This window comes from Anaerococcus sp. NML200574, assembly GCF_026131665.1.
Taxonomy (GTDB): Bacteria; Bacillota; Clostridia; order Tissierellales; family Peptoniphilaceae; genus Anaerococcus; species Anaerococcus kampingae.
This window is the reverse complement of the sequence record NZ_JAMXSM010000022.1, coordinates 1-22,457: the sequence shown is the minus strand read 5'-3', so window position 1 is coordinate 22,457 and position 22,457 is coordinate 1. Positions and strand designations below refer to the sequence as shown.

The following is a 22,457-nucleotide window of genomic DNA, read 5'->3' as shown; positions in this document are numbered from 1 at the left end:
TTGGAACAACTTAAAAAAGAAGTAATAAAATTATTTGATAATGAATATTGTATCAGAGACTATAATTTAGATAACTACTATCTGATAGTTGGCGAAGACAAGGCAGTTCTGATAGATACAGGCTCAGGTATAGGAAATCCTATGCCTGAGATAAGAGATATAACAGATAAGGAAGTTTTTGTTTTATTAACCCATGGCCACTTAGACCATGCCGGCAATGCCTATTATTTTGATGAAGTTTATATGAATGAAAAAGACGATGAGCTTTTAAAAGAACATTTTGGCAAACCCGATCTTGTAAAGTGGTTTATTGAAACCAGGGGACCAGTCAGATTTCCCCAGGGAGATATAAATGAGCTAAAATCCTATGTAAACGAAAATATGCCAAAATCTTTTCCTTATAAAAATGTCAAAGAAGGTGATGAATTTGATTTAGGAACAACTATCCTAAAAACTATAGAAGTACCTGGCCACACCCATGGGTCTGTAGCCTACCTAAGCAGCAAGACTAGGTACCTATATGCAGGCGATGCTCTAAATGAAGGCATAATCATACCTTGTCCATCAAGAAAAAAAGGATCAACCAGGCAAGAAATTGCATTGATGAAAGATTCTTTAACAAATTTAATGAATTATTACGATGATATTGATAAAATTTGCATGGGTCATGATGGACCTTTCAAAGATAAGAGCATAATAAAGGACTACCTATCCCTATGCGAAGACCTTTTAACTGGGAAAATAGAAGGATCCTACGAAAACCAAGAAATTAGAGAAGGCTATGTAGTAAGAAGAGGCCTAGCTGAATTTTGGTATGAAGCTTACAGGTAAAAATTGAAAAGTAAATATACAATGAAGGTTATTTTCAAAAAAATAAGCTTGATAAAATAAGGCATCCATAATTAAATTGGATGTCTTTTATTTTTCAAAAACTTATTGTCAAATAAGAAAAAATTCGTAAAAATCTCTAAAAATTTTGATTTTTGGGTATAAAGATAATGAATACGATTGTAAGCTTGGCTTATTTTTTAAATTTTTAAAGATTTTTTTAAATATCTATTGACAAGAGCGTTTTCATCGTATATACTTTTAATTGAGGAGACCTGTAAGCGGTTACATTTTATTTTCAAGATGTAAGGATTTTTGAAAGAGGGAAGAATGGATATTTACGATATTGCGAAAAAATCAGGTTACTCTACTGCTACGGTTTCTAGGGTTATTAATAATTCAAAGAATGTGAGCGACAAGGCTAGGAGGATTATCGAGGAGATTATCAAGGAATCTGGCTACAAACCTAATAGGGTTGCAAGGTCCCTTGCCAAGAAATCTACCCAGCTGATTGGGATTATGGTTCCTGATATTAGGGGCTATTTTGAATCTCAATCAGCCTATGAGCTTGAAAAGATTTTGACTGATAAGGGTTACACTACGATTTTGTGTGTGACGACTGATGAGCTTAGTAGAAAGCTTGCCTACCTTGATGTTTTGATTGAAAATCAGGTTGAGGCTATTATCGGTGTCGGTTCTACCTACGAAGAAGATAAGTTTTATAAGGAACTTTCTGAATTATCCAACGATATTCCGACAGCTTTATTGAATGTTGTTAGCAGGGATAGGGTTGATTCTATTGTTAATGTCTATATTGACGAAGCTGATGCTATGGATAAGACTGTGGGGCTTTTACATAGGTCATCTTGCAAGAAGATTCTTTATGTATCCCTTGATACCGGCTTTACTTTTAGGTCTTATCTAGCTAAGAAGGCTGGTTTTATGGAAGCCCTTGATAAATATTATGGATCTATTGATTTTAATGAGTTTAAGATTAGAGACTTTGATAAGGATTTTGATAAGCTAATTACTTTCCTTAAGGAAAACCCTACTTTTGATGCTATCCAATTTGAACTTGATAGCCTGGCGGTTGTGGCTTATAAGTATCTGGCTAAGGAAGGCTTTAAGGTTCCTGAAGATTTGGCCCTTATCGGTTTTGATAATATCCAGGCGACTAATTACACTAACCAAGCTATTACTTCTGTTGATCAAAGGATTAGCGACCAGGTTAATATTGCAGTAGATAATTTGATGAAGCTTTTAGAAAATGATGATTCAGCCAACACTAATATTGTTTTAAAGGCTAAACTTGTTGAAAAAGAGACGACTATTTAATTTTGTTATATGAAGTCGAAGGACTTTTATTATAAATTGTGCTTAGGTTAAAGGAGGAGAACACCTATGAAAATGACATTTAGACACTATGGTAACGATGATCCTATATCATTAGAGTATATCGCTCAAATTCCAGGAGTTACTGGGGTTATGGTGATGATGAATGAATGGGAAGCAGGAGAGGTTTGGGAGAAGGATGTCTTCCAGGAATATGTTGACAAATGCCATGCAGTAGGGCTTGAATGTGAGATTATCGAGTCTATCAACGTTCACGAAGATATCAAGATGGGTCTTCCAAGTCGTGATAAGTATATCGAAAATTACAAACAGTCCCTAAGAAATGTCGCTGCTTGTGGAGTTAAGACAGTAATTTACAACTTCATGCCAGTGTTTGACTGGGTTAAGACAGAACTTTACAAGGTTCTTCCTGATGGATCAAATACCCTTGCTTTTGACCAAGCTAAGGTAGAAGGCCTAAGCCCACGTGATATGGTAAATGAAATTCTTGATGGAGCAGGAAACTTCGAGCTTCCAGGTTGGGAACCAGAAAGACTTGCCCAATTAGAAGAAGTTTTAGATAAATATAAGGATATCGATGAAGATAAATTAAGAGAAAACTACAAATACTTCCTTGAAGGAATTATCCCAACATGTGAAGAAGTAGGCATCAAGATGGCTGTTCACCCAGATGATCCAGCTTGGCCAATCTTTGATATTCCAAGAATCACATCTACTCCAGAAGACTTAGAAAAAATCGTAAACCTAGTAGACAGCCCATCAAATACACTTTGTATCTGTACAGGTTCCCTAGGATCTAGAGTAGAAAATAATGTTGCTGAAATAATTGCTGACTTTACCAAGAGAGGAAAAGTTGGAGCAATACACGCTAGAAACATCAAGTTTACTGGCGAAAAACAATTCTACGAATCAGCTCACCTTTCTAAATGCGGTTCTCTAGATATGTATGAAATAATGAAAGCCCTTCATGACAATGGCTTTGACGGCTACCTAAGACCAGACCACGGCAGAATGATCTGGGGTGAAGAGGGTAGAGCAGGCTATGGCTTATATGACAGAGCCCTTGGTGTTGCTTACCTAAACGGTCTATGGGAAGCACTCGATAAAAAAGATAGATAAAGCAAAGTAACTAGGCCCTTGGCCTAGGACTTTGAATGTAAAAATATAAGAAAGCGAGGTCTTATGAAGAAATTTTTAGATGATAATTTTATGATTCAAAACGAATTTGGCCAAAATCTTTACCATAAATATGCCAAAGATATGCCAATATTCGACTTCCACTGCCACCTAGAGGCAGAGGAGATTTACGAAAATAAAAACCTTCCATCAATAACTTACGCTTGGCTTGGTGGAGACCATTACAAGTGGAGAGTAATGAGAGCTAATGGTATTGATGAAAAATACATCACAGGCGATGCAGATGATTTTGCAAAATTCGAAAAATATGCAGAGATTATGCCAAAGCTAATAGGCAATCCAATCTACCACTGGACCCACCTAGAGCTTAAAAACTACTTTGGCATAGACTATCCACTAAATAAGGATAATGCAAGAGAAGTATTTGATAAGTGTAATGAAATTCTTGCCAAAGATGAATATAGACCAAGAGGCCTAATAGAGATGAGCAATGTAGCTGCAGTTTGTACCACAAATGACCCAGCAGAAGAGCTCAAATATCACAAGCTTTTAGCAGAAGATGAAAGCTTTAAAACAAAAGTAATCCCAGCTTACAGACCAGACAATGCCCTTTATATCGAAAAAGAAGGCTTTGCTGCTTATATTAAGAAACTTTCTGATGTATCAGGTATTGAAATTAAAAACTACACAGACATCAAAAAAGCCCTTGTAAAAAGGATGGAATATTTTAAAGAACTAGGCTGCATGGCTTCAGACCAAGCTTTTGCCTTTATCCCTTACAAGAGAGCAAGCGAAGAAGAGCTTAATGAGATAGTAGAAAAGAAACTTTCTGGAAAGAATGTTTGCCCTGAATGCGAAGAAAAATACAAGACAGAAATGGCTATTTTCTTAGCAAAAGAATACAAAAAACTTGACTGGGCAATGGAAATCCACGTAGGGGTTATAAGAAATAACTCTAAGGTCCTCTTTGACAAACTTGGAGCAGATGTGGGCGGAGATGCACAAAACGATCTAGCTTATGCAGAAAATTATGCAAATCTACTTTCAGCTTTTGAAGAAAATGATGGCCTACCAAGACTCTTGGTATTCCCACTAAATCCAAAAGACAACTATCCAATAGCAACAGTTGGCGGATCCTTCAATAGGGCCAATGACAATGGCATGCAAGATGTCCAACTTGGTACAGCTTGGTGGCACTTAGACCACAAAGAAGGCATGATCGAGCAAATGAAAGTCTTCTCATCAGTAGGAGTTCTTGCAAACTTTGTAGGCATGCTTACAGACTCAAGGTCCTTCCTATCATATCCAAGACACGAATACTTCAGACGTATCCTATGTGACTTTGTAGGTGGCCTAGTAGAAGCTGGCGAATATCCAGCCGATGAAGAATTTTTAGGCAAGGTAATCCAAGATATTTGCTATAACAACGCAATCAAATTTATAAAAATAGACTTATAAAAAGGCGAGGGCCTTTGCCAGAAAAAAAGACAAAAGCCTTTAGAAAATAAAAATAAAGGAGCATATATGAGTAAAATTCAAACAATTTCAAGAGTCCTAGAACTAGGAATAGTTCCAGTAGTAAGAGCAGAATCAGCAGACCAAGCAATCGAGTATTGTAAAGGTCTATTAGATGGTGGAATCAACACATTAGAAGTAACCTTTACAATTCCAAACGCTATAGAAGTATTCCAAAGAATCCAAAAGGAACTTCCAGCTGATACCCTACTAGGAGCAGGTACAGTTCTAGATCCAACAACAGCAAGACTAGCAATAATGAACGGAGCTAAATTTATAGTATCTCCATCATTTGATAAAGAAGTTGCAAAAATGTGCAACATCTACAACATCCCTTACATGCCAGGATGCGTAACACCAGCAGAAATGCTTGAAGCATACAAATACGGAGTAGACATCATCAAACTATTCCCAGGTTCACTTCCAGGACCATCATATATAAAAGCAATCCACGGCCCATACCCACATTTCCAAATCATGCCAACAGGCGGTGTAAGCCTTGAAAACATCAAAGATTGGTTTGAGGCAGGAGTAGTAGCAGTAGGAGCAGGATCAAACCTAGTAAAAGGCAGCAGAGAAGAAATAGCACAAAAATCAAGAGAATATTTAGAAAAAATTGCGGAGGTAAGAAAATAATGAGTAAAAAAGTAGTAACACTTGGCGAGATAATGCTAAGACTTTCAACACCAGGATATGAGAGATTTGTACAAGCAAATAGCTTTGATGCTATCTATGGTGGTGGAGAAGCAAACGTAGCAGTTTCACTAGCAAACTATGGTTTTGATGCATACTTTGTAACAAAACTTCCAACACATGAAATCGGACAAGCAGCAGTAAACTCCCTCAGAAGATACGGCGTAAACACAAACTATATCGTAAGAGGCGGAGATAGGGTTGGTATCTACTACTCAGAAACAGGCGCTTCATCAAGACCATCAAAGGTAATCTATGACAGAAGCAACTCTGCAATAGCTGAAGCAAAGGCAAGCGAATTTGACTTTAAAGAAATCTTTAAAGATGCTAAATGGTTCCATACATCAGGAATCACACCAGCAATCTCAAAAGAAGGCGCAGAAATCACAAAAGAAGCAATGAAGGCTGCTAAAGCTGCAGGTGCAAAGGTATCAATCGACCTTAACTACAGGGCTAAGCTATGGACACCAGAAGAAGCTCAAAAGGTAATGAGAGATTTAATGCAATATGTAGACGTATGTATAGGAAATGAAGAAGACGCATCATTATCACTAGGCTTTACACCAAAAGGCCTAGATGTAACAAGCGGTAAGCTAGATGTAGAAGCATATCATGAAATCTTCAAACAAATGAAAGAAGAATTCGGCTTTGAAATGATCGCATCAAGCTTAAGAGAATCATACTCAGCATCTGATAATGGCTGGTCAGCCCTAATCTATGATGGAAAAGACTTCCACAAAGCTCCACAATACGATGTAAGAATCGTAGACAGAGTAGGCGGCGGCGACAGCTTTGCGGCAGGACTAATCACAGGCCTACTAGATGGCAAATCTCCAGCAGATGCCCTTGACTTTGGTGTAGCAGCATCAGCTCTAAAACACACAATCAAAGGCGACTACAACCACATGTCTAGAGAAGAAGTAGAAGTACTTGTAGGCGGTGACACATCAGGAAGAGTTCAAAGATAAGATAGAAGATCGGGAGTATTCCTATCGGAGCAAAGATAAAATCCAAAAACGCTTATCCGACTGCGGAAATTTAGAAATTCTAAAACTCATAATTCTGTAAATCGCAAACTCGCTAACGCTCAAACAGTGCGATTTACGGGCGAATTATTTCCTTTTGAATTTCTTGAAATTTCCTCCGAACGGAACGCTTACTTTTGGATTTTATCAGATAATCAACAAACTTAGGGAGGGCCATCCCCTCCCTAGCTTTACAAAATATTGGCAAACGCTTTCGTGAACTAAAAACGATTGGTATATATTACTTATCATTAATAAAAGAGTAAAAGGAGAAAAAAATGGCAGATAGAAAATTAAAATTCGGAATAATTGGTTTTGGTACAGAAGGTTCAATGTATGGTAACTTCATCTCAAAAGATATGGTGCCAAATGTAGAAGTAACAGCAGTATGTGATATAGACAAAGAAAAACTTGAAAAAGCTAAGGAACTTTTCCCAGAAGCAGCAATATTTGAAGACTATAGAGAAATGATAGATTCAGGACTTGTAGAAGGAATCGTAACCTGCGTACCTCACTATCTTCACCCAGAAATGGCAATTTATGGCCTCGAGCATGGAGTAAACGTCCTAAACGAAAAACCAGCAGGTGTTTATACCAAACAAGTAAAAGAGCTAAACGAAGTAGCTAAAAAATCTGATAAGGCTTATGCTTTATTTTTCAACCAAAGAACAAACCCACTTTACAGAAAATTAAAAGAAATTCTAGATTCTGGAGAACTAGGCCCAATCAGAAGAACCAACTGGATTATCACAACTTGGTGGAGACCAGATGCTTATTACAAGCAATCTGAATGGAGAGCAACCTGGGGCGGCGAAGGTGGTGGAGTCCTTGTAAACCAAGCACCACACCAACTAGACCTAATCCAATGGATGACAGGTGCACCAGATAGGGTATATGCAAGCGTCCACTACGGTTACCAAAGAGACATAGTAGTAGATGACCAAGTACACTTCATAATGGAATATGATGATAGAAGAACAGGCGTATTTGTAACAAACACCAACGAAATCATAGGTACAGACAGACTAGAAATCGTATGTGATGGCGGAAAAATCGTAGTAGATGATTCTAAAAAGGCTACAATCTACAGACTAAAAGAAACAGAAAATGACCTAAACGCAAGAATGACTGTAGAAGATGTAAGAATGCTCTTTGCAGGTCAAATGAAATTTGATGAACTATTTGATGTAGAAGTAATAGAAGAAAACTCAGTTTGGGGCGGCCAACACTGTGAAGTAATGAGAAACTTTGCAGCTCATATCCTAGACGGTGAAGAGCTTCTAGCAAATGGAGCAGAAGGAATCAACGGCGTAAGACTAGCAAACGCTGTTCACCTATCAAGCTGGTTAGGCGAGCCTGTAAGCGTAAAAGACTTTGATGATGACAAATACCTAGATATGTTAAACGAAAAAATCAGAGAAGAAGGAAAATTCGAAGAAAGAAAGTAAGACTATGCTAAAAGTTGGAGTAATTGGACTAGGGACAGTATCTCCCATCCACCTACACTCAATAAATCAATCGCCACACGCAAGACTTGCAGCGGTTTGCGATATAGATACAGACCTTGCTCAGAAAAAGTGTGATGCCACTCATTGTGACATCACACCAATCTATAGCGATTATAAGGAAATGATAGATAAGGAAGATTTAGATGTAGTTCATATTTGCCTTCCTCACTATCTTCACGCCAAGGTAGCAAAATATGCCCTAGATAAGGGACTTCACGTATTTTGCGAAAAGCCAGTAGATGTTGGCTATAAAGAGACAAAAGAACTCTATGATCACTATATGAAATACAAGGACAAGCAAAAACTTGGTATCTGCTTCCAAAACCGCTACAACAAGACAGTGGTAAAACTAAAAGAAGAACTTGAAAAGAACAAAGAAGAAGTCTTTGGAGTAAAAGGACTTGTCACATGGTTTAGGGACATAGCCTATTATAAGCAGGCCCCATGGAGAGGTACAAAAAAGGAAGCTGGAGCTGGAGTAATAATCAACCAAGCAATCCACACCCTGGACCTCATGGCCTATGTGACAGGCAAGGATTGGAAAAGCCTAACAGCCACCCTATCGAAGTTAATGAATAAGGAAATCGAAGTAGAAGATACAGCAAGCGCCTTTATCAAATACGAAGACGGGGTAAACGGCTTATTCGTAGCAACAAACGCCTACTCAATCACAGATTCCATAGAGCTTCAAGTAATAACACAAAAGCAAAAATACACTATAAAAGAAAACAGACTATTTGACAGACACCTAAATCTGCTAGCAGAAGATGACAAATCAGACCAAACCAAGGACTATTACGGGGCAGGTCACGAAAAGCTAATCAACAAATTTTATGAGGCAATCATAAATGACACAGATGATTATTGTGACCTAGCTGATGCGATGGAAACCATGCAAATTATCCAAGCAATGATGGACTCATCAGAAACTGGCAAGGAAATAAAGAAAGAGGACATAGTAAATGACTAAAATTGGAGTACAAGCATCAACAGTAGTTGATGCATTCAAAGAAATTGGACCTTACGAAACTTTCAAAAAACTCAACGAAATCGGATACAAATCAGTAGAAGTATCCCAAGTTGAGACAAGCAAGGAAAACATTGACCAAATCATAAGAGCCTGCAAGGACTTTGACATGGAAGTAGCTTCAATGTCAGCAGCAGTAGAGTCAATGTTTCCTGGCCAAGAATCCCTTGACACTGACTTTGACAAAATCGTAGCAGATTGTAAGGCTGTAGGCACAGACCTACTAAGAATAGGAATGCTTCCATTTGATAAGATGGCAAGCCTAGAAAAGGCAATCGAATTTGCAAAAAAAGCTAACGACTTTGCCCTAAAATTAAAAGAAGAAGGAATCAAGCTTTACTACCACAACCACCACGTAGAATTTGTAAGATATGACGGCAAATATCTCTTAGATATCATAGCAGAAAATGCCCCAGAGCTAGGCTTTGAGCTAGATGTACACTGGGTACAAAGAGGTGGAGAAAATCCTGTAAATATCCTAAAGAAATACGCAGGCAAGGTAGAATTAGTCCACCTAAAAGACTACGAAGTAATGCCACTAACCATGGAAGATGTAGACTTATTAAGGACAGATATGGAAGCCTTCAGACTTGCCTTTGACAACAGGGTAAGATTTGCCCCACTAGGCCAAGGCTCACTTCCACTAAAGGAATGTGCAGACCAAGCCATAGCATCAGGCTGCAGATACTTACTTGTAGAACAAGACTCATCCTACGGTAGAGATCCATTTAATGAACTAAAAATCTCTTATGATTGGTTAGTAGCAAATGGCTATGGAGACCTATTCTAATGGCAGTAAATAAAAAAGACGGCATGAACTACGCTCCAGTTGGCAAGGCCAACAAGGTAGTAGAAGATGGCCAGTTTAAGGTAGCAGTAGCTGCCTTAGACCATGGCCATATCTACGGCATGTGCAATGGCCTAAAAGAAGCTGGCGCAAATATAGTTTATGTCTATGACAAAGACCCTAAAAAAATCGAAGAATTTAGAGAAAAATTCCCAGAAGCTCAGGCGGTCGATTCTCTTGATACAATCCTAGAAGACCCAGAAATCAAGATGGTAGCAGCAGCGGCCATCCCAAATCTAAGGAGCGCCCTAGGTAATAAAGTCATGAAGGCAGGCAAGGATTATTTCACAGACAAGACCGGTTTTACAAGCCTAGACCAGCTAGCAGAAACTAAAAAAGTCTATAAAGAAACAGGCAAGAGATACTTTGTCTACTTCTCAGAAAGACTCCACGTAGAAGGAGCAATCCTTGCAGGAGAATTAATCAAAGAAGGAAGAATTGGAAAAGTCCTCCAAGTAACAGGCTTTGGCCCACACAGCCTAAATAAGGAAAGCCGTCCAGATTGGTTTTTCAAAAAAGAAGAGTACGGCGGAATCCTAGCAGATATAGGAAGCCACCAAATCGAACAATTTTTATATTACACTGGCAATGATGATGCAAAGGTCATCTCAGCTAAGGTAGCAAATTACAATAACCCAGACACACCAGAGCTAGAAGACTACGGCGATGCGACCTTAGTAGGTGAAAATGGAGCAACCTTCTTCTACAAGGTCCACTGGTTTAGCCCAAAGGGACTTTCAACTTGGGGAGATGGCAGGACCTTCATTACAGGCACAAAAGGCTATATAGAAGTAAGAAAATATACAAATGTAGGCGAAGAAGCCACAGGCGATCATGTATTTGTAGTAGATGAAAATGGGGAAGAGCATATAAAAGCCAATGGCAAAGTAGGCTTCCCATTCTTCGGGGAAATGATTCTAGATTCTCTAAATGGCACAGAAAATGCTATGACCCAAGAGCATATATTCAAGGCCCAAGAGCTTTGCTTACTATGCCAAGATCAAGCAGAAATTATTAAAGCGAACTTATAAAATAGAGGGAATATTATGAATAAGAATATAAAACCGTTTGGCATTAAAGATAAGATAGGTTACGCCTTTGGTGATATAGGTAACAACTTTACCTTCACCCTAGTATCATCCTTTTTAATGTTATTCTATACCAACGTTTGGGGAATTGACCCAAAAGTTGTCGGTGGACTATTTTTCGTATCAAGATTAGTAGATGCCTTCACAGATGTAGGTATGGGAACAATCGTAGATAGATTTGCCGGTAATAAGGACGGTAAATTTAGACCATTTATGAAATGGGGAGCAGTTCCAGTAGCAGTTGCAGGCTTCTTGCTCTTCCAAACAGGATTTAAAGACTTTGACTACGGAATGAAAGTAATCATAATGTATGCAACCTACATTCTTTGGGGTTCATTATGCTATACCTTTATAAACATTCCTTATGGATCCATGGCATCAGCTATCACACCAGAAGCTGACCAAAGAACAGAATTATCCACATTTAGAACCCTAGGTGCTACAATTGCAATGCTAGTAATTGGTACCCTAACACCATACTTATTATATCAAAAAGTCCCTGGCCAAGCAGACGTCTTGCTAGAAGGAAGATTCCCAGTAGTAGCAGGCTTATACGGACTTATGGCAATAGCATCCTACCTTCTTTGCTATAAACTTGTAACAGAAAGAGTAGATATAGCTAGAGAATCAGGCGGAGAAAAGGAAAGCATTATATCAGGTATAGGAAATGTCTTAAACAAGAGATCCCTCCTATCAATAATCCTAGTATCAATCTGTCTACTACTAGGTATGCTTCTAATCGGTTCAATGAACGCTTATGTTTATGGAACCTACTTTGGTAACTCAACAGGTATGCAATTAGCAGGCCTTGTAACAACCCTACCAATGCTAGTAACAGCACCAACAGCCATGAAACTTGGCCAAAAGATTGGTAAAAAAGAAGCGACAATTATCGGTTTATTCGGTTCAGGAGCAATTTACTTTATACTTTATGTATTAAAAGTTAAAAATATGTATGTCTTCCTAGCAGGAGCAGGAATTGCTTACGTATTCTTAGGCATCTTCAACACCCTAACCTGGGCAATGATTACAGACGTAATAGATGACCTAGAAATCAAAAATGGAGTCAGAGATGACGGAAAAGTATACGCTATCTACTCATTTGCTAGAAAATTAGGCCAAGCCTTCGCAGGTGGTCTAGGTGGTTTTGCCCTATCAGCAGTAGGATTTGTAAAAGGCGCTGCAACCCAAACACCAGAAGTAGCCCTAGGAATCTACAACATAGCAACTCTAATCCCAGCTATAGCACTAGCTTTAGGCGGAATAGTAGTACTATTCCTATATCCACTAAGCAAAAAACAAGTTGAAGAAAACAACAAATATCTAGAAGATAAGAGAGAGCTTAAGTAATAAAAAATCGACCTCCTAAGTGGCCCAGCCCAACTGGGGGTCTTTTTTCAAAAATTATAAAGAGAAAGGAAGTCACATGAAAAGACAACCAAAACTAGAAACTAGAAGCAAACATATCCTAGAAGTAGAAGGACTAAAATTTAAAGACCTAAACGATAATGGCGTTCTTGATCCATATGAAGATTGGAGATTAGATTCAGAAACAAGGGCAAGAGATCTTGCAAACAGGATGACTGTAGAAGAGCTTGCAGGAAATATGGTAATAAAAAGCCAAAGAATGGGTCTAGCCCAGGAAGATAAGTCCAAAACAAGCCACGATGGCATCCTAGATGAAGAAGTATACGAAGATAAAAATATCTTTATCGGTCAAATAAACCACGGTTCAACAAAGCACATCAAGGAAATGGGACTAAGACACTTTATCCTAAGAGAAAACTTCTCTGAAGAAGACATAGCAAGATGGGTCAATGCCCTAAATGAAGTGGCAGAAGAAAGCCGTCTAGGTATACCTGTAATAATAGCATCAAACTCAAGAAATGAAAATGCCGAAAGAACCTTCGGCATGAACGATGCAGTAGGAGTATTTACAACCTATCCATCAACCCTAGGCCTTGCAGCAGTATATCTAGGAGATAAGGCAAGAAATTACCACCCAGATGGGGACTATGACTATTCAATCTTTAAAGAATTCGGCGAGATAGCAAGAGATGAGTGGAAATATTCAGGCCTTAGAAAAGGCTATATGTACATGCTAGATACAGCCACAGACCCAAGATGGCAAAGATTTTACGGAACCTTCGGTGAAGATGTAGAATTAATCACAAAAGCAGGCGAAGATTTATTAGATGCTTTCCAAGGCGAAGAAGTAAACGAAGAATCAGTAGCCATGACCATGAAGCACTTCCCAGGTGGAGGAGCAAGGGAAAACGGCTTTGACCCTCACTATGCAGAAGGTAAGTTCAACGTTTATAGGACACCAGGCTCTCTAGAAAAATACCATATGCCACCATTTAAGGCAGTAGTAGATAAAAATGTATCATCAATCATGCCTTACTACTCAATCCCTGCCCACGAAAAATCAGCAGTACAAAATTACAAGGGCAAGAGGATTCCGTTTGAGCCAGTAGGCTTCGCCTTCAACGAATACTTCATCCAAAATATCCTAAGAGAAGACATGGGCTTTAAAGGATACATCAACTCAGACTCAGGTATCCTAGATAACATGGCATGGGGTGTAATGCACCTTGAAAAACAAGATCGTGCAGCCTATGCAGTAAATAACGGGGTAGATTTAATCTCAGACACCAACGAGTCCCACTGGATAATCAAGGCCTACGATGAAGGCAAAATCTCCCACGAAAGACTAGTAGAAGCAAACGTAAGACTCCTAAAAGAAATGTTTGACCTAGGACTCTTCGATGAGAAAACCTACGTAGATCCAGCAAAGGCAAAAGAAATCGTAAGAGATGAGAAAAACCTAGCCAAGGCCTACTCAGCCCACCAAAGATCTGTAGTATTATTAAAGAATAAAGAAAATACTCTTCCACTAAAGGAAAAAACAAAATTATACTTCGACTACCTTCACAAGGAAGCCGACAAGGCAGAAACCTTTAGAAATGAAGCGCTAAAAGAATTAAAAGATAGGGATGACATCATCCTAGTAGATAGCCCAGAAGAAGCTGAAGCAATCTTTGTACAAATCACACCAAAATCAGGCAACTACTTCTCAGCAACCCCAGGCCTCCTAGAATTAGACCTATGCGAGGAAAAAACAAATAAAGCCCTAGACGGCTCAGAATACACAGAAACAACAGTAGCAAATATAGGAAAATTAGAAGAATACAGAAAGCTAGCAGACAAAAACGGAGCAAAACTTCTAGTATCAGTCAACTCAACCATGCCATGGATATTAGAAAATGCAGAAAAATATGCAGACGTTCTTTTAGCAAACTTCGAAACCTTCATTCCAGCTCAAGTAGATGTATTAGTAGGCAAATTTGCCCCAACAGGCAAACTACCATTCACTTTCCCTAAAAACGAAGCAGTCCTAGCAGTAGATGAAAACGGAATCTGCGCATCTCCAAACGACGTCCCAGGCTACGACAAACACAAATACATGAAAGAAACCTACGCCTACAAAGACGAAGAAGGAAACGAATATAAACTAGGCTACGGCCTAAGCTACTAAAAAAAGCCTGGCAAAGCCCAGGCCTACATAGGCTAAAATTTATAAAAAAGTAGAACCTATAAACAATAAATATCATTTACTTAGATAAAATCGTTTTTATTTCAAGTAGAGGAAGCGTAAAAAAATTTTGTTGAGCATAGCGAATCAAAATTTTTAGCTGACAAGACTTGAAATAAGAGATTTTGAACCAGAATGAAAAGAAGTTAAATATCAAAAAGAGATTGCCAAAGGCAATCTACAGCATGCCCTCCGCAGGAGCCGCTTGGAGGGTGTAGCGAAGAGGGGGTGTAAGGGGGAGAGCGGTGAGGGAACATGCGGAACGTTACCTTGGCTCTCCCCCTTTTACGAAGATTCAATTATAAATAATCATAATTAATTAAGTGACATAGTTACGAAGAAAATTATTAAAAATAACTATTCATGAAATAATAAAGCTCCTATTATTCAATAGTAAATAAAAATAATTTACTAATTGATAAAATACCGAAGAAAAACAGTAAATAATAACTATTAATTAAGTAAATAATTTACAAAAAATGGGATAGTTAAGGGCCAGCCCTTAACTCCCGATACCGAAAGGAGGAAAAATGAAAGACAAAATTGTTTGCATGGGAGAACTAATCCTACGACTCTCCCCACCAGGTCATGAAAGATTTATCCAAGCAGAAAATTTTATGACCACCTACGGGGGCAGTGAAGCCAATGTAGCTATAGCCCTAGCCAACTTAGGCCAAAAGGTAAAGATGATCACAAGACTTCCAGACAATTTCATAGGAGATGCAGCTATAGATAGCCTCAGAGACTTTGGCATAGATATGAGCCATGTAGCCAGGGGAGGAGAAAGAATAGGAATCTACTATGCAGAAAATGGCATAGGCTTAAGGCCATCCAAGGTAATCTACGACAGGAAAAATTCCTCCATGAGTCAGGCCAAATACTTTGAATTTGATTGGAAAGACATATTCGAAGATGCCAAGATTTTCTTCCTATCAGGCATAACAGCAGCCCTATCAGAAGAGGGTAGAGAACTTACCAGATATGCTATAAAAAGAGCCAAAGAATATGATGTAGAAGTAATCTTTGACCTAAACTACAGGTCAAACCTCTGGCCTTTAGATCAGGCAGCAGAATTTTATAAGTCAATTCTAGATGATGTCGATATCCTAATAGGAGTACTTCCTAGCCTTCACTCATCCTTTAAGGGAGTATTTGACCATGTAAGTGTATCAAACATGCTCATAGACCTATACAGGAAATATGATCTGAAATATGCTATATCCACAATCAGGACCTCATTTTCAGCCTCCAAAAACGCCCTATCAGCAGGTGCCTATTGTGGGGATGAATACATTAAAACCAGGGCTTACACCTTTGATATAGTAGATAGGATAGGAGGAGGAGATGCCTTTGCAGCAGGACTTATCAATTCCTACTCAAAGGGCAATGATATGTACGATGCCCTAGAATTTGGGGTAGGCCTATCAACCCTAAAACACACCATGGAAGGCGACTACGCAATCTTTACAGAAAGACAAGTAAGAACCCTAATTTCAGGCAATAAGAGAATGATATTTTATTAAAAATGACATATTAGAAAAACAAAAACCGACGCAAAAATTTGCGTCGGTTTTAATATTTTCTTGCTTTTTTATTTCTGATTTTCTCTTTAATAATTTCTACTAGATAAATCGCCCCGCTCATTAGGCCTGTCATGGCTAGGGAGATTATTATTGGGCTAAGGCCGCTGAAATATTCTATAGGGACCTTGACTAGGTAGCCGTAGTTGGCATTTAGACCTAGGTCCAAGATTAGGATTAGGGCGTTTATTATAGCTGTCGTTAGAAAAATCTCTTTAAATCCTAATTTTTGCTTATTTTTTAAGCAAATTAGCATGCCACAAGCCATTAGGACGTAGTGGTTGGCCACATAGGTTAGATTTGTGACATGGGGCCAGGCAAATTTGGATGGATCTGGTATAGAAAAGGCGATACTTGTCCCAATTAGGGCCAGGTCTGCAAAATAGCTTTGGATTTTTTCTTTTCTTAAAAAGTAAGAAATCGCAACCATTATCCCTGCTAGCCTGCAGTGGTAGAGGGGAAGGCCTTCTTTTATTAAAAGGTCAAAATCCATGGCATACCAGGCAAATAAGACTCCCTGAAGGATAAGGGAAGTAACAAGTAAACTTTCTAAAAGCTTTTTTTTGTCTTTGAGTTTGTAAACTATTAGTAAAAATAGAATTAGACCAAGCCTAACATAGGTCATGTTAAAGGCAAAAGTCCCATCTGTTGTGTGTCTAAAAAAATATTGCATAGCTATCCTTTATAAAATAATATAGGATTATTATATAATATTTTCGGGCCCTTGCCTAGGTCTTTTATAAAATTTCCGTTAATTTTTCCTTGTTTATGGCAATTTTTGATCCATTTATAGATAGTAGACCATCATCGGCCATCTTTGACAGTTCTCTAGAAAGAGATGGCCTGGTTGTGGTTAGGAAATCTGCTAGGGCCTCCCTATTCATATTTAGATTTATCTTGCCATCTTCTTCTATTTCTAGAAAATATTTGGCAATCTTTTGGCGAAGGCTCATTTGGGAAGTGATTTGGTTTTTCTTAGAAAGGGCCAGACATTTTTTGGATAGGATGGTGATATAGGATTTTAGGAATTTTTGATTGTTTGATCTTTCAAATAGGCCCTTAAAGTCCTTGATGATAAGGATTTTAGAATCCTTATCGCAGACTGCATCAAAATCAAAGGGCTCATTTAGGTAGGCATAGACTTCTCCAAATAGGACTGGCTTATCAAATTTTTGGAAGATATACCTCTTGCCATTTGAATCTATTTGATAAACGCTAAGGGCTCCTTCCTTTAGGAAAAACAAGTCGCCTGACCTATCACCAATCCTAAAGACATAGGCATCTTTGGCATAGGTTTTTTCGATTATTTGAGTATTTGCTGTCATGTCTTTTATTTCTTCATCACTTAAATTTTTAAATATAGATATTTCTTTTAAATTCATACTTACCTCTTTTTAAAAGATACCCCACTGTATAAAAAATAAGCAAAGCCATGAGACTTTGCTTAAATTTTTTAGCCAATCATTTTTTCTAAATCTTCTTCTACTGTGGTATTTGGAGCTATGTTGAAGTTTTCTACTAGGAAGTTGACTACTGTCTCTGATAAGAAGGCAGGAAGTGTTGGTCCTAGGTGGATATTTTTAACTCCCAAGCTTAGAAGGGCAAGGAGAACTATTACAGCCTTTTGTTCATACCAAGCTATGTTGTATTCGATTGGTAAATCATTTACACTTTCTAGGCCAAAGGCATCCTTTAGGGCTAGGGCAATTTGTACAAGGGAGAATGAATCGTTGCATTGACCAGCATCTAGGACTCTTGGTATGCCGTTGATATCTCCTAGGCCTAGCTTGTTGTAGCGGTATTTTGCACATCCTGCTGTAAGGATTATTGTGTCTTGTGGTAGGCTTTTGGCAAAGTCTGTGTAATAAGATCTCTTAGAGCTTCTACCATCGCAGCCTGCCATTACGACAAATTTTCTGATATTTCCTTCATTTATTTCATTTATAACCTTATCAGCTAGGGCTAGGACTTGATTGTGGGCAAAACCACCGACAATCTTTGTATCTTCAAGATTTGTTGGGGCTTGGCATTTCTTAGCTTTCTCGATTATAGGAGAAAAGTCCTTGTAGCCATTTTCATCAGCTTCGATGTGGATTGCTCCTGGATATGCTGCATTTGATGTTGTATAGAACCTATCAAGGTAGGTGTTGTTTTTCTTTGGTGGGACAATGCAGTTGGTTGTCATAAGGATTGGGCCGTTAAATTTCTCAAATTCTTCATTTTGGCTCCACCAAGAATTTCCGTAGTTGCCGTGGAAGTGGTCGTATTTCTTAAAGGCTGGGTAATAATTGGCAGGAAGCATCTCTGAGTGGGTGTAGATTTCTACTCCAGCATCCTTGCTTTGTTCAAGGAGCATTTCCATATCATTTAGGTCATGGCCTGAAATTAGGATGCCTGGCTTTGATCCTGCTGAAAAATCTACTTCAGTCATTTCTGGATTTCCAAATCTTTCGGTATTGGCCTAATCTAGTAGGGCCATGGCAGCCACCCCGTGTTCTCCTGTTTTTATTACTAGGTCAATTAGGTTGTTGATTTCCTTATCCTTTTTGATTGTTTCTGTTAGGGCGAAAGATATAAATTTATCGACATTTTCATCTCTGTAGCCTAGGACATTGGCGTGGTGGTTGTAGGCGGCCATTCCCTTAAGACCGTAGGTCACAAGCTCTACGAGAGATCTTTCATCTTCATTTATGATATTTAAAACACCTACTTCGATGGCCTTTCTTTTTAATTCTTCATCATCAAATGATATGTAGGCTTCAACTTCGTTTAGGTCTGTGATTTGGTGTTTATTTGTGATTTTTTCCTTCATGGCCATGGTTTTTTTAACCGCATCTAGGATAAAATCTTCATCAAAATTGGCATTGGTTATGGTTATGAAAAGATTGTTAGAAATCCTGTCATAGACTTTATCACATACCTTTCCTGCCTTCATTACTATAGATGCTAGGCCCTTGGTTGTATATATTAAAAGATCTTGGAGATTTGCAACATCTTCACTCTTGCCGCATACGCCGACTTTGGTGCATCCTTTATTTCCTGCTGTTTCTTGACATTGATAACAAAACATATATTTTCCTCCTGATTTTTCTTCTTCAATTCTTATATTTCAATTATAGAAGAAATTTCACTAAATATCTGTAACATTAGTTACCAAAGATGATTTTTTTAAAATTTTTATGAGTTTAGGATGAAAAATGATATAATAGGACAGAAATCATATATTGTAATAGAAGGGAGTAATCCTTGAAAAATAAAATTAGAATTGTCCATGTCATGGGGTCAATGGGAGTCGGTGGAATCGAAAGTCTTCTTATGACTATAATGAAAAAGCTAGATCCTGATAAGTTTGCCTTTGATTTTTTGGTCCACAGGATTGATAATCCACTGATGAAAGAACAAATAGAAAGTCTTGGTGGAAGGGTATTTACAATAGATAAGCTAAATCCACTTAAACCTTGGGTCTACTTAAATGACTTGGATAAATTTTTTGACAAACACAAAGAAATAAAAATTCTTCACAACAACTTTAGGGGAACAGAGGCCCTTATCCTAAGAAAGGCCAAGGCCCATGGCCTTGTGACTATATCACATAACCATGGCATCCAAAATTCCTCAAAGCTTAAAAACTTTATAAGAAATCTTTTTAAGGGTCAGGTAATAAAATATTCTGATTATAGGTTTGCTTGCTCTGATGAGGCAGGTAGAGACCTCTATGGGGCTTCTTATGTAAAGATAAATAATGGGATTGATCTGGATAAATTTAGATTTTCTGACAAGTTAAGAGATGAGATAAGAAAGGAATTTGACCTTTGCGATAAGTTTGTGCTTTTAAATGTGGCAAGCCTTATGAGTGTTAAAAATCAAAGCTTTTTAATAGAAATCATGCCAGAACTTGTAGAAAAAAATCCCAAAACTCGCTTAATATTTTTAGGTAATGGGCCAGATGAAAATATGCTTAAAGATAAGGCAAGGGAGCTTGGAGTCTCTGACTTTATCTTGTTTTTGCCATCTAGTAATAGGGTAGGGGCCTACCTTTCAGCAGCGGACCTTTTCTTATTTCCATCTCTCAGGGAAGGGCTTGGCATAGCGGCTATAGAAGCCCAGGCATCAGGCCTTAAGGTCTTAGCATCAGACAGGATACCAAAAGAAGTGGGCATAAGTCCTTACTTAAAGTTTCTTCCTTTAGAAAAGGCTAAGTGGATTAGGGAAATCCTTGATACTATGCCATATGACAGGCTAGATTTTTCTAAAGAAATATCTGACGCTGGTTATAATATAGCAAGCACAGTTTCATACCTAAGTGATTTTTATCAAAGTATTAGCCTGTAGAAAAATTATTTGTAAATAAGAATAAAAATAATTGCTAAAAACCGATTCTTATCATATAATATAAGTAGAGAGAAATCTTTTTCCTGATAAATTCAGGAAAAATTTTATAGGTAGAATGTAAGCGCTTAAGTTATCTATTTTTAGGCAAAGAAAGGAAATTATATGACAGAAGTTAAATTATCCCTACAATCAATTCAAAATGACAAGGCCCTATGGGAAGAAAAAGGCTTTGTCTTGCCAAGCTATGACATTGAAAAAGTTAGAGCAAATACTAAAGAAAATCCTGAATGGGTGCACTTTGGTGGTGGAAACATATTCAGAGCATTCCCAGCAAGAGTTCAAGATGAAATCTTAGATGAAGGTCTTGCTGATACAGGAGTTATTATTTTTGAAACCTTTGGTGCAGAAAAGCTTGACTATATATTTGGTGCAAATGATAACCTATCTACAGCTGTAACCCTCAAATCTGATGGCACTGTTGACCTAAGAGTAGTAGGAGCAATTGCAGAAACAGTAAAGGCAACTAAGAGCCAAGATTGGGCCAGAGCTGAAGAAATCTTTGCCAAAGAAAGCCTAAAGGTAGTATCTTTTACAATTACAGAAAAAGGCTACAATATAAAGGGTCTAGATGGTGATTTCACAGATCAAGTTAAGGCTGAAATGAAAGATAAGGACCTAAATGTGTCTAACTCTATGGCCATAGTTGCAGCTCTTTTATACCACAGATTTAAAAATGGAGCTTATCCAATAACCATGACATCAATGGATAACTGCAGCCACAATGGTGATAAGCTAAAGGCATCAGTACTTGATTTTGCCAAGGCTTGGGCAGAAAATGGCATAGTTGAAAAAGAATTCGTTGAATATTTAGAAGATGAGACTAAGGTATTTTTCCCATTATCAATGATAGATAAGATTACACCAGTTGCAGATGAATCAATCGGTAAAATCTTAAAGGAAAAAGGCTACAGCCCAGTAGAAAGTCCAATTATGGATGGCAGACCACAACCACCATCATTTGTAAATGCAGAAGAAACAGAATACCTAGTAATAGAAGAATCAAAGGCTACATCCTATCCAGCATGGGATAAGAAGGGCATCATCTTTACAGACAGAAAGACAGTAGATGAAGTAGAAACAATGAAGGTAACAACCTGCCTAAACCCACTTCATACAGCTCTTGCAGTCTACGGTTGCCTACTTGGCTATGACCTAATCAGTGCAGAGATGAAAGATGAAGACCTAGTTAAACTCATCAAGGGCGTAGGCTATACAGAAGGCATGCCAGTAGTAGTAGACCCAGGTATCATAGATCCAAAGTCCTTTATTGACACTGTATTGAATGTAAGATTCCCTAACCCATTCCTACCAGATGCTCCACAAAGAATAGCGACAGATACATCTCAAAAGGTAGCTGTAAGATATGGTAAGACCCTAAATGCTTATAAGGATACAAACCCTGAAGCAATCAAAGACCTAAAATTCATCCCAGCTGTTATAGCAGGTTGGTTAAGATATCTACTAGCTATAGATGATGAAGGAAAAGCCTTTGAACCATCACCAGATCCAATGCTAGCAAGCCTACAAGAAGACCTTAAAGATGTGAAATTTAAGGACAACGAAGGAATCGATGAGAGCCTATTAAAGATTATAGGCAATGAAGAAATCTTTGGCATAGACCTAGTAAAAATAGGACTTGCTGATAAGATAATAGCAGACTTTAAAGAAATGAATAAAGAAGAAGGCGCAGTAAGAAAATTCCTACAAAGCCTATAAAATATAAAGACCACCGGGTAACTGGTGGTTTTTAGTACCATAAATAGTGTAAGAAAGAAAGTGATTTCTATCTTGCACTATTTTTGTATAATGAAGAAGTAGTATGACGAGGTGGTTTTAGGGTTAAAATATCCGTCATAAAAACTGTCATCT

Annotated in this window: 17 protein-coding genes and 1 pseudogene; 15 read left to right on the top strand and 3 right to left on the bottom strand. The window is 38.0% G+C overall.

Translation table 11 applies throughout. From position 1 onward, the window contains the following. The 13 genes from NH286_RS08250 (at position 1) to NH286_RS08190 (ending at position 16,139) form a co-directional block, all read left to right on the top strand. Positions 1-831, top strand: a complete 831-nt coding sequence (locus NH286_RS08250) for an MBL fold metallo-hydrolase (RefSeq protein WP_265238193.1) — start codon at positions 1-3, stop codon at positions 829-831. A gap of 327 nt (positions 832-1,158) precedes the next feature. Next, a complete protein-coding gene (locus NH286_RS08245; RefSeq protein ID WP_265238191.1) occupies positions 1,159-2,163 on the top strand; it encodes a LacI family DNA-binding transcriptional regulator in 1,005 nt (334 codons plus the stop codon). 66 nt (positions 2,164-2,229) lie between these two features. After that, positions 2,230-3,300 carry a mannonate dehydratase gene (uxuA, locus tag NH286_RS08240; RefSeq protein ID WP_106461470.1) on the top strand — a complete coding sequence of 357 codons (1,071 nt, stop codon included), beginning with the start codon at positions 2,230-2,232 and terminating at the stop codon, positions 3,298-3,300. A gap of 63 nt (positions 3,301-3,363) precedes the next feature. Continuing rightward, positions 3,364-4,776 carry a glucuronate isomerase gene (gene uxaC / locus NH286_RS08235; protein ID WP_106461471.1) on the top strand — a complete coding sequence of 471 codons (1,413 nt, stop codon included), beginning with the start codon at positions 3,364-3,366 and terminating at the stop codon, positions 4,774-4,776. Between the two features lie 66 nt (positions 4,777-4,842). Beyond that, complete coding sequence (locus tag NH286_RS08230) at positions 4,843-5,469, top strand: bifunctional 2-keto-4-hydroxyglutarate aldolase/2-keto-3-deoxy-6-phosphogluconate aldolase (protein ID WP_106461472.1); 627 nt, start codon at positions 4,843-4,845, stop codon at positions 5,467-5,469. Then, the gene (locus NH286_RS08225) at positions 5,469-6,494 is read left to right on the top strand and encodes a sugar kinase (RefSeq protein WP_106461473.1); all 1,026 of its coding nucleotides are present in this window, start codon (positions 5,469-5,471) and stop codon (positions 6,492-6,494) included. Before NH286_RS08230 ends, NH286_RS08225 begins: the two co-directional genes overlap by 1 nt. 335 nt (positions 6,495-6,829) lie before the next feature. After that, complete coding sequence (locus NH286_RS08220) at positions 6,830-7,999, top strand: Gfo/Idh/MocA family protein (RefSeq protein WP_265238188.1); 1,170 nt, start codon at positions 6,830-6,832, stop codon at positions 7,997-7,999. A 4-nt stretch (positions 8,000-8,003) separates the two neighbouring features. After that, positions 8,004-9,029: a Gfo/Idh/MocA family protein gene (locus NH286_RS08215; RefSeq protein ID WP_106461475.1), complete on the top strand. Its 1,026-nt coding sequence runs from the start codon at positions 8,004-8,006 to the stop codon at positions 9,027-9,029. After that, positions 9,022-9,876 (top strand): sugar phosphate isomerase/epimerase family protein, encoded by an 855-nt coding sequence (locus NH286_RS08210; RefSeq protein ID WP_106461476.1) that lies wholly within the window; start codon positions 9,022-9,024, stop codon positions 9,874-9,876. Before NH286_RS08215 ends, NH286_RS08210 begins: the two co-directional genes overlap by 8 nt. Next, entirely contained in the window at positions 9,876-10,964 is a 1,089-nt protein-coding gene (locus NH286_RS08205; RefSeq protein ID WP_106461477.1) for a Gfo/Idh/MocA family protein, read from the top strand. The genes NH286_RS08210 and NH286_RS08205 overlap by 1 nt, the downstream gene beginning before the upstream one ends. A gap of 15 nt (positions 10,965-10,979) precedes the next feature. Further along, positions 10,980-12,371 carry an MFS transporter gene (locus tag NH286_RS08200; protein WP_106461478.1) on the top strand — a complete coding sequence of 464 codons (1,392 nt, stop codon included), beginning with the start codon at positions 10,980-10,982 and terminating at the stop codon, positions 12,369-12,371. Positions 12,372-12,447: 76 nt separating this feature from the next. Further along, positions 12,448-14,559 carry a glycoside hydrolase family 3 protein gene (locus NH286_RS08195; RefSeq protein ID WP_265238184.1) on the top strand — a complete coding sequence of 704 codons (2,112 nt, stop codon included), beginning with the start codon at positions 12,448-12,450 and terminating at the stop codon, positions 14,557-14,559. A 587-nt stretch (positions 14,560-15,146) separates the two neighbouring features. After that, positions 15,147-16,139, top strand: coding sequence for a sugar kinase (locus NH286_RS08190; protein ID WP_106461480.1), 993 nt, complete (start codon positions 15,147-15,149; stop codon positions 16,137-16,139). Positions 16,140-16,188: 49 nt separating this feature from the next. Here the strand turns inward: NH286_RS08190 and NH286_RS08185 are convergent, their stop codons facing one another. The 3 genes and pseudogenes from NH286_RS08185 to hcp all read right to left on the bottom strand — a co-directional run bounded on the left by NH286_RS08185 (position 16,189) and on the right by hcp (position 19,266). Beyond that, positions 16,189-16,869 carry a YwaF family protein gene (locus NH286_RS08185; RefSeq protein WP_265238182.1) on the bottom strand — a complete coding sequence of 227 codons (681 nt, stop codon included), beginning with the start codon at positions 16,867-16,869 and terminating at the stop codon, positions 16,189-16,191. 64 nt (positions 16,870-16,933) lie between these two features. Next, positions 16,934-17,578, bottom strand: a complete 645-nt coding sequence (locus NH286_RS08180; RefSeq protein ID WP_265238180.1) for a Crp/Fnr family transcriptional regulator — start codon at positions 17,576-17,578, stop codon at positions 16,934-16,936. 71 nt (positions 17,579-17,649) lie between these two features. Continuing rightward, positions 17,650-19,266, bottom strand: a pseudogene (gene hcp / locus NH286_RS08175) (hydroxylamine reductase). 176 nt (positions 19,267-19,442) lie between these two features. Between hcp and NH286_RS08170 the strand changes: the two are divergent. Then, positions 19,443-20,528: a glycosyltransferase gene (locus NH286_RS08170; protein WP_265238178.1), complete on the top strand. Its 1,086-nt coding sequence runs from the start codon at positions 19,443-19,445 to the stop codon at positions 20,526-20,528. A 162-nt stretch (positions 20,529-20,690) separates the two neighbouring features. Beyond that, entirely contained in the window at positions 20,691-22,304 is a 1,614-nt protein-coding gene (locus NH286_RS08165) for a mannitol dehydrogenase family protein (protein ID WP_265238176.1), read from the top strand. Positions 22,305-22,457: the final 153 nt, after the last annotated feature.

Bases quoted from the DNA above. Each gene is read 5' to 3' on its own strand.
- NH286_RS08245 (WP_265238191.1), top strand. From the start codon at position 1,159: ATGGATATTTACGATATTGCGAAAAAATCAGGTTACTCTACTGCTACG.
- uxuA (WP_106461470.1), top strand. From the start codon at position 2,230: ATGAAAATGACATTTAGACACTATGGTAACGATGATCCTATATCATTA.
- uxaC (WP_106461471.1), top strand. From the start codon at position 3,364: ATGAAGAAATTTTTAGATGATAATTTTATGATTCAAAACGAATTTGGC.
- NH286_RS08230 (WP_106461472.1), top strand. From the start codon at position 4,843: ATGAGTAAAATTCAAACAATTTCAAGAGTCCTAGAACTAGGAATAGTT.
- NH286_RS08225 (WP_106461473.1), top strand. From the start codon at position 5,469: ATGAGTAAAAAAGTAGTAACACTTGGCGAGATAATGCTAAGACTTTCA.
- NH286_RS08220 (WP_265238188.1), top strand. From the start codon at position 6,830: ATGGCAGATAGAAAATTAAAATTCGGAATAATTGGTTTTGGTACAGAA.
- NH286_RS08215 (WP_106461475.1), top strand. From the start codon at position 8,004: ATGCTAAAAGTTGGAGTAATTGGACTAGGGACAGTATCTCCCATCCAC.
- NH286_RS08210 (WP_106461476.1), top strand. From the start codon at position 9,022: ATGACTAAAATTGGAGTACAAGCATCAACAGTAGTTGATGCATTCAAA.
- NH286_RS08205 (WP_106461477.1), top strand. From the start codon at position 9,876: ATGGCAGTAAATAAAAAAGACGGCATGAACTACGCTCCAGTTGGCAAG.
- NH286_RS08200 (WP_106461478.1), top strand. From the start codon at position 10,980: ATGAATAAGAATATAAAACCGTTTGGCATTAAAGATAAGATAGGTTAC.
- NH286_RS08195 (WP_265238184.1), top strand. From the start codon at position 12,448: ATGAAAAGACAACCAAAACTAGAAACTAGAAGCAAACATATCCTAGAA.
- NH286_RS08190 (WP_106461480.1), top strand. From the start codon at position 15,147: ATGAAAGACAAAATTGTTTGCATGGGAGAACTAATCCTACGACTCTCC.
- NH286_RS08185 (WP_265238182.1), bottom strand. From the start codon at position 16,869: ATGCAATATTTTTTTAGACACACAACAGATGGGACTTTTGCCTTTAAC.
- NH286_RS08180 (WP_265238180.1), bottom strand. From the start codon at position 17,578: ATGAATTTAAAAGAAATATCTATATTTAAAAATTTAAGTGATGAAGAA.
- NH286_RS08165 (WP_265238176.1), top strand. From the start codon at position 20,691: ATGACAGAAGTTAAATTATCCCTACAATCAATTCAAAATGACAAGGCC.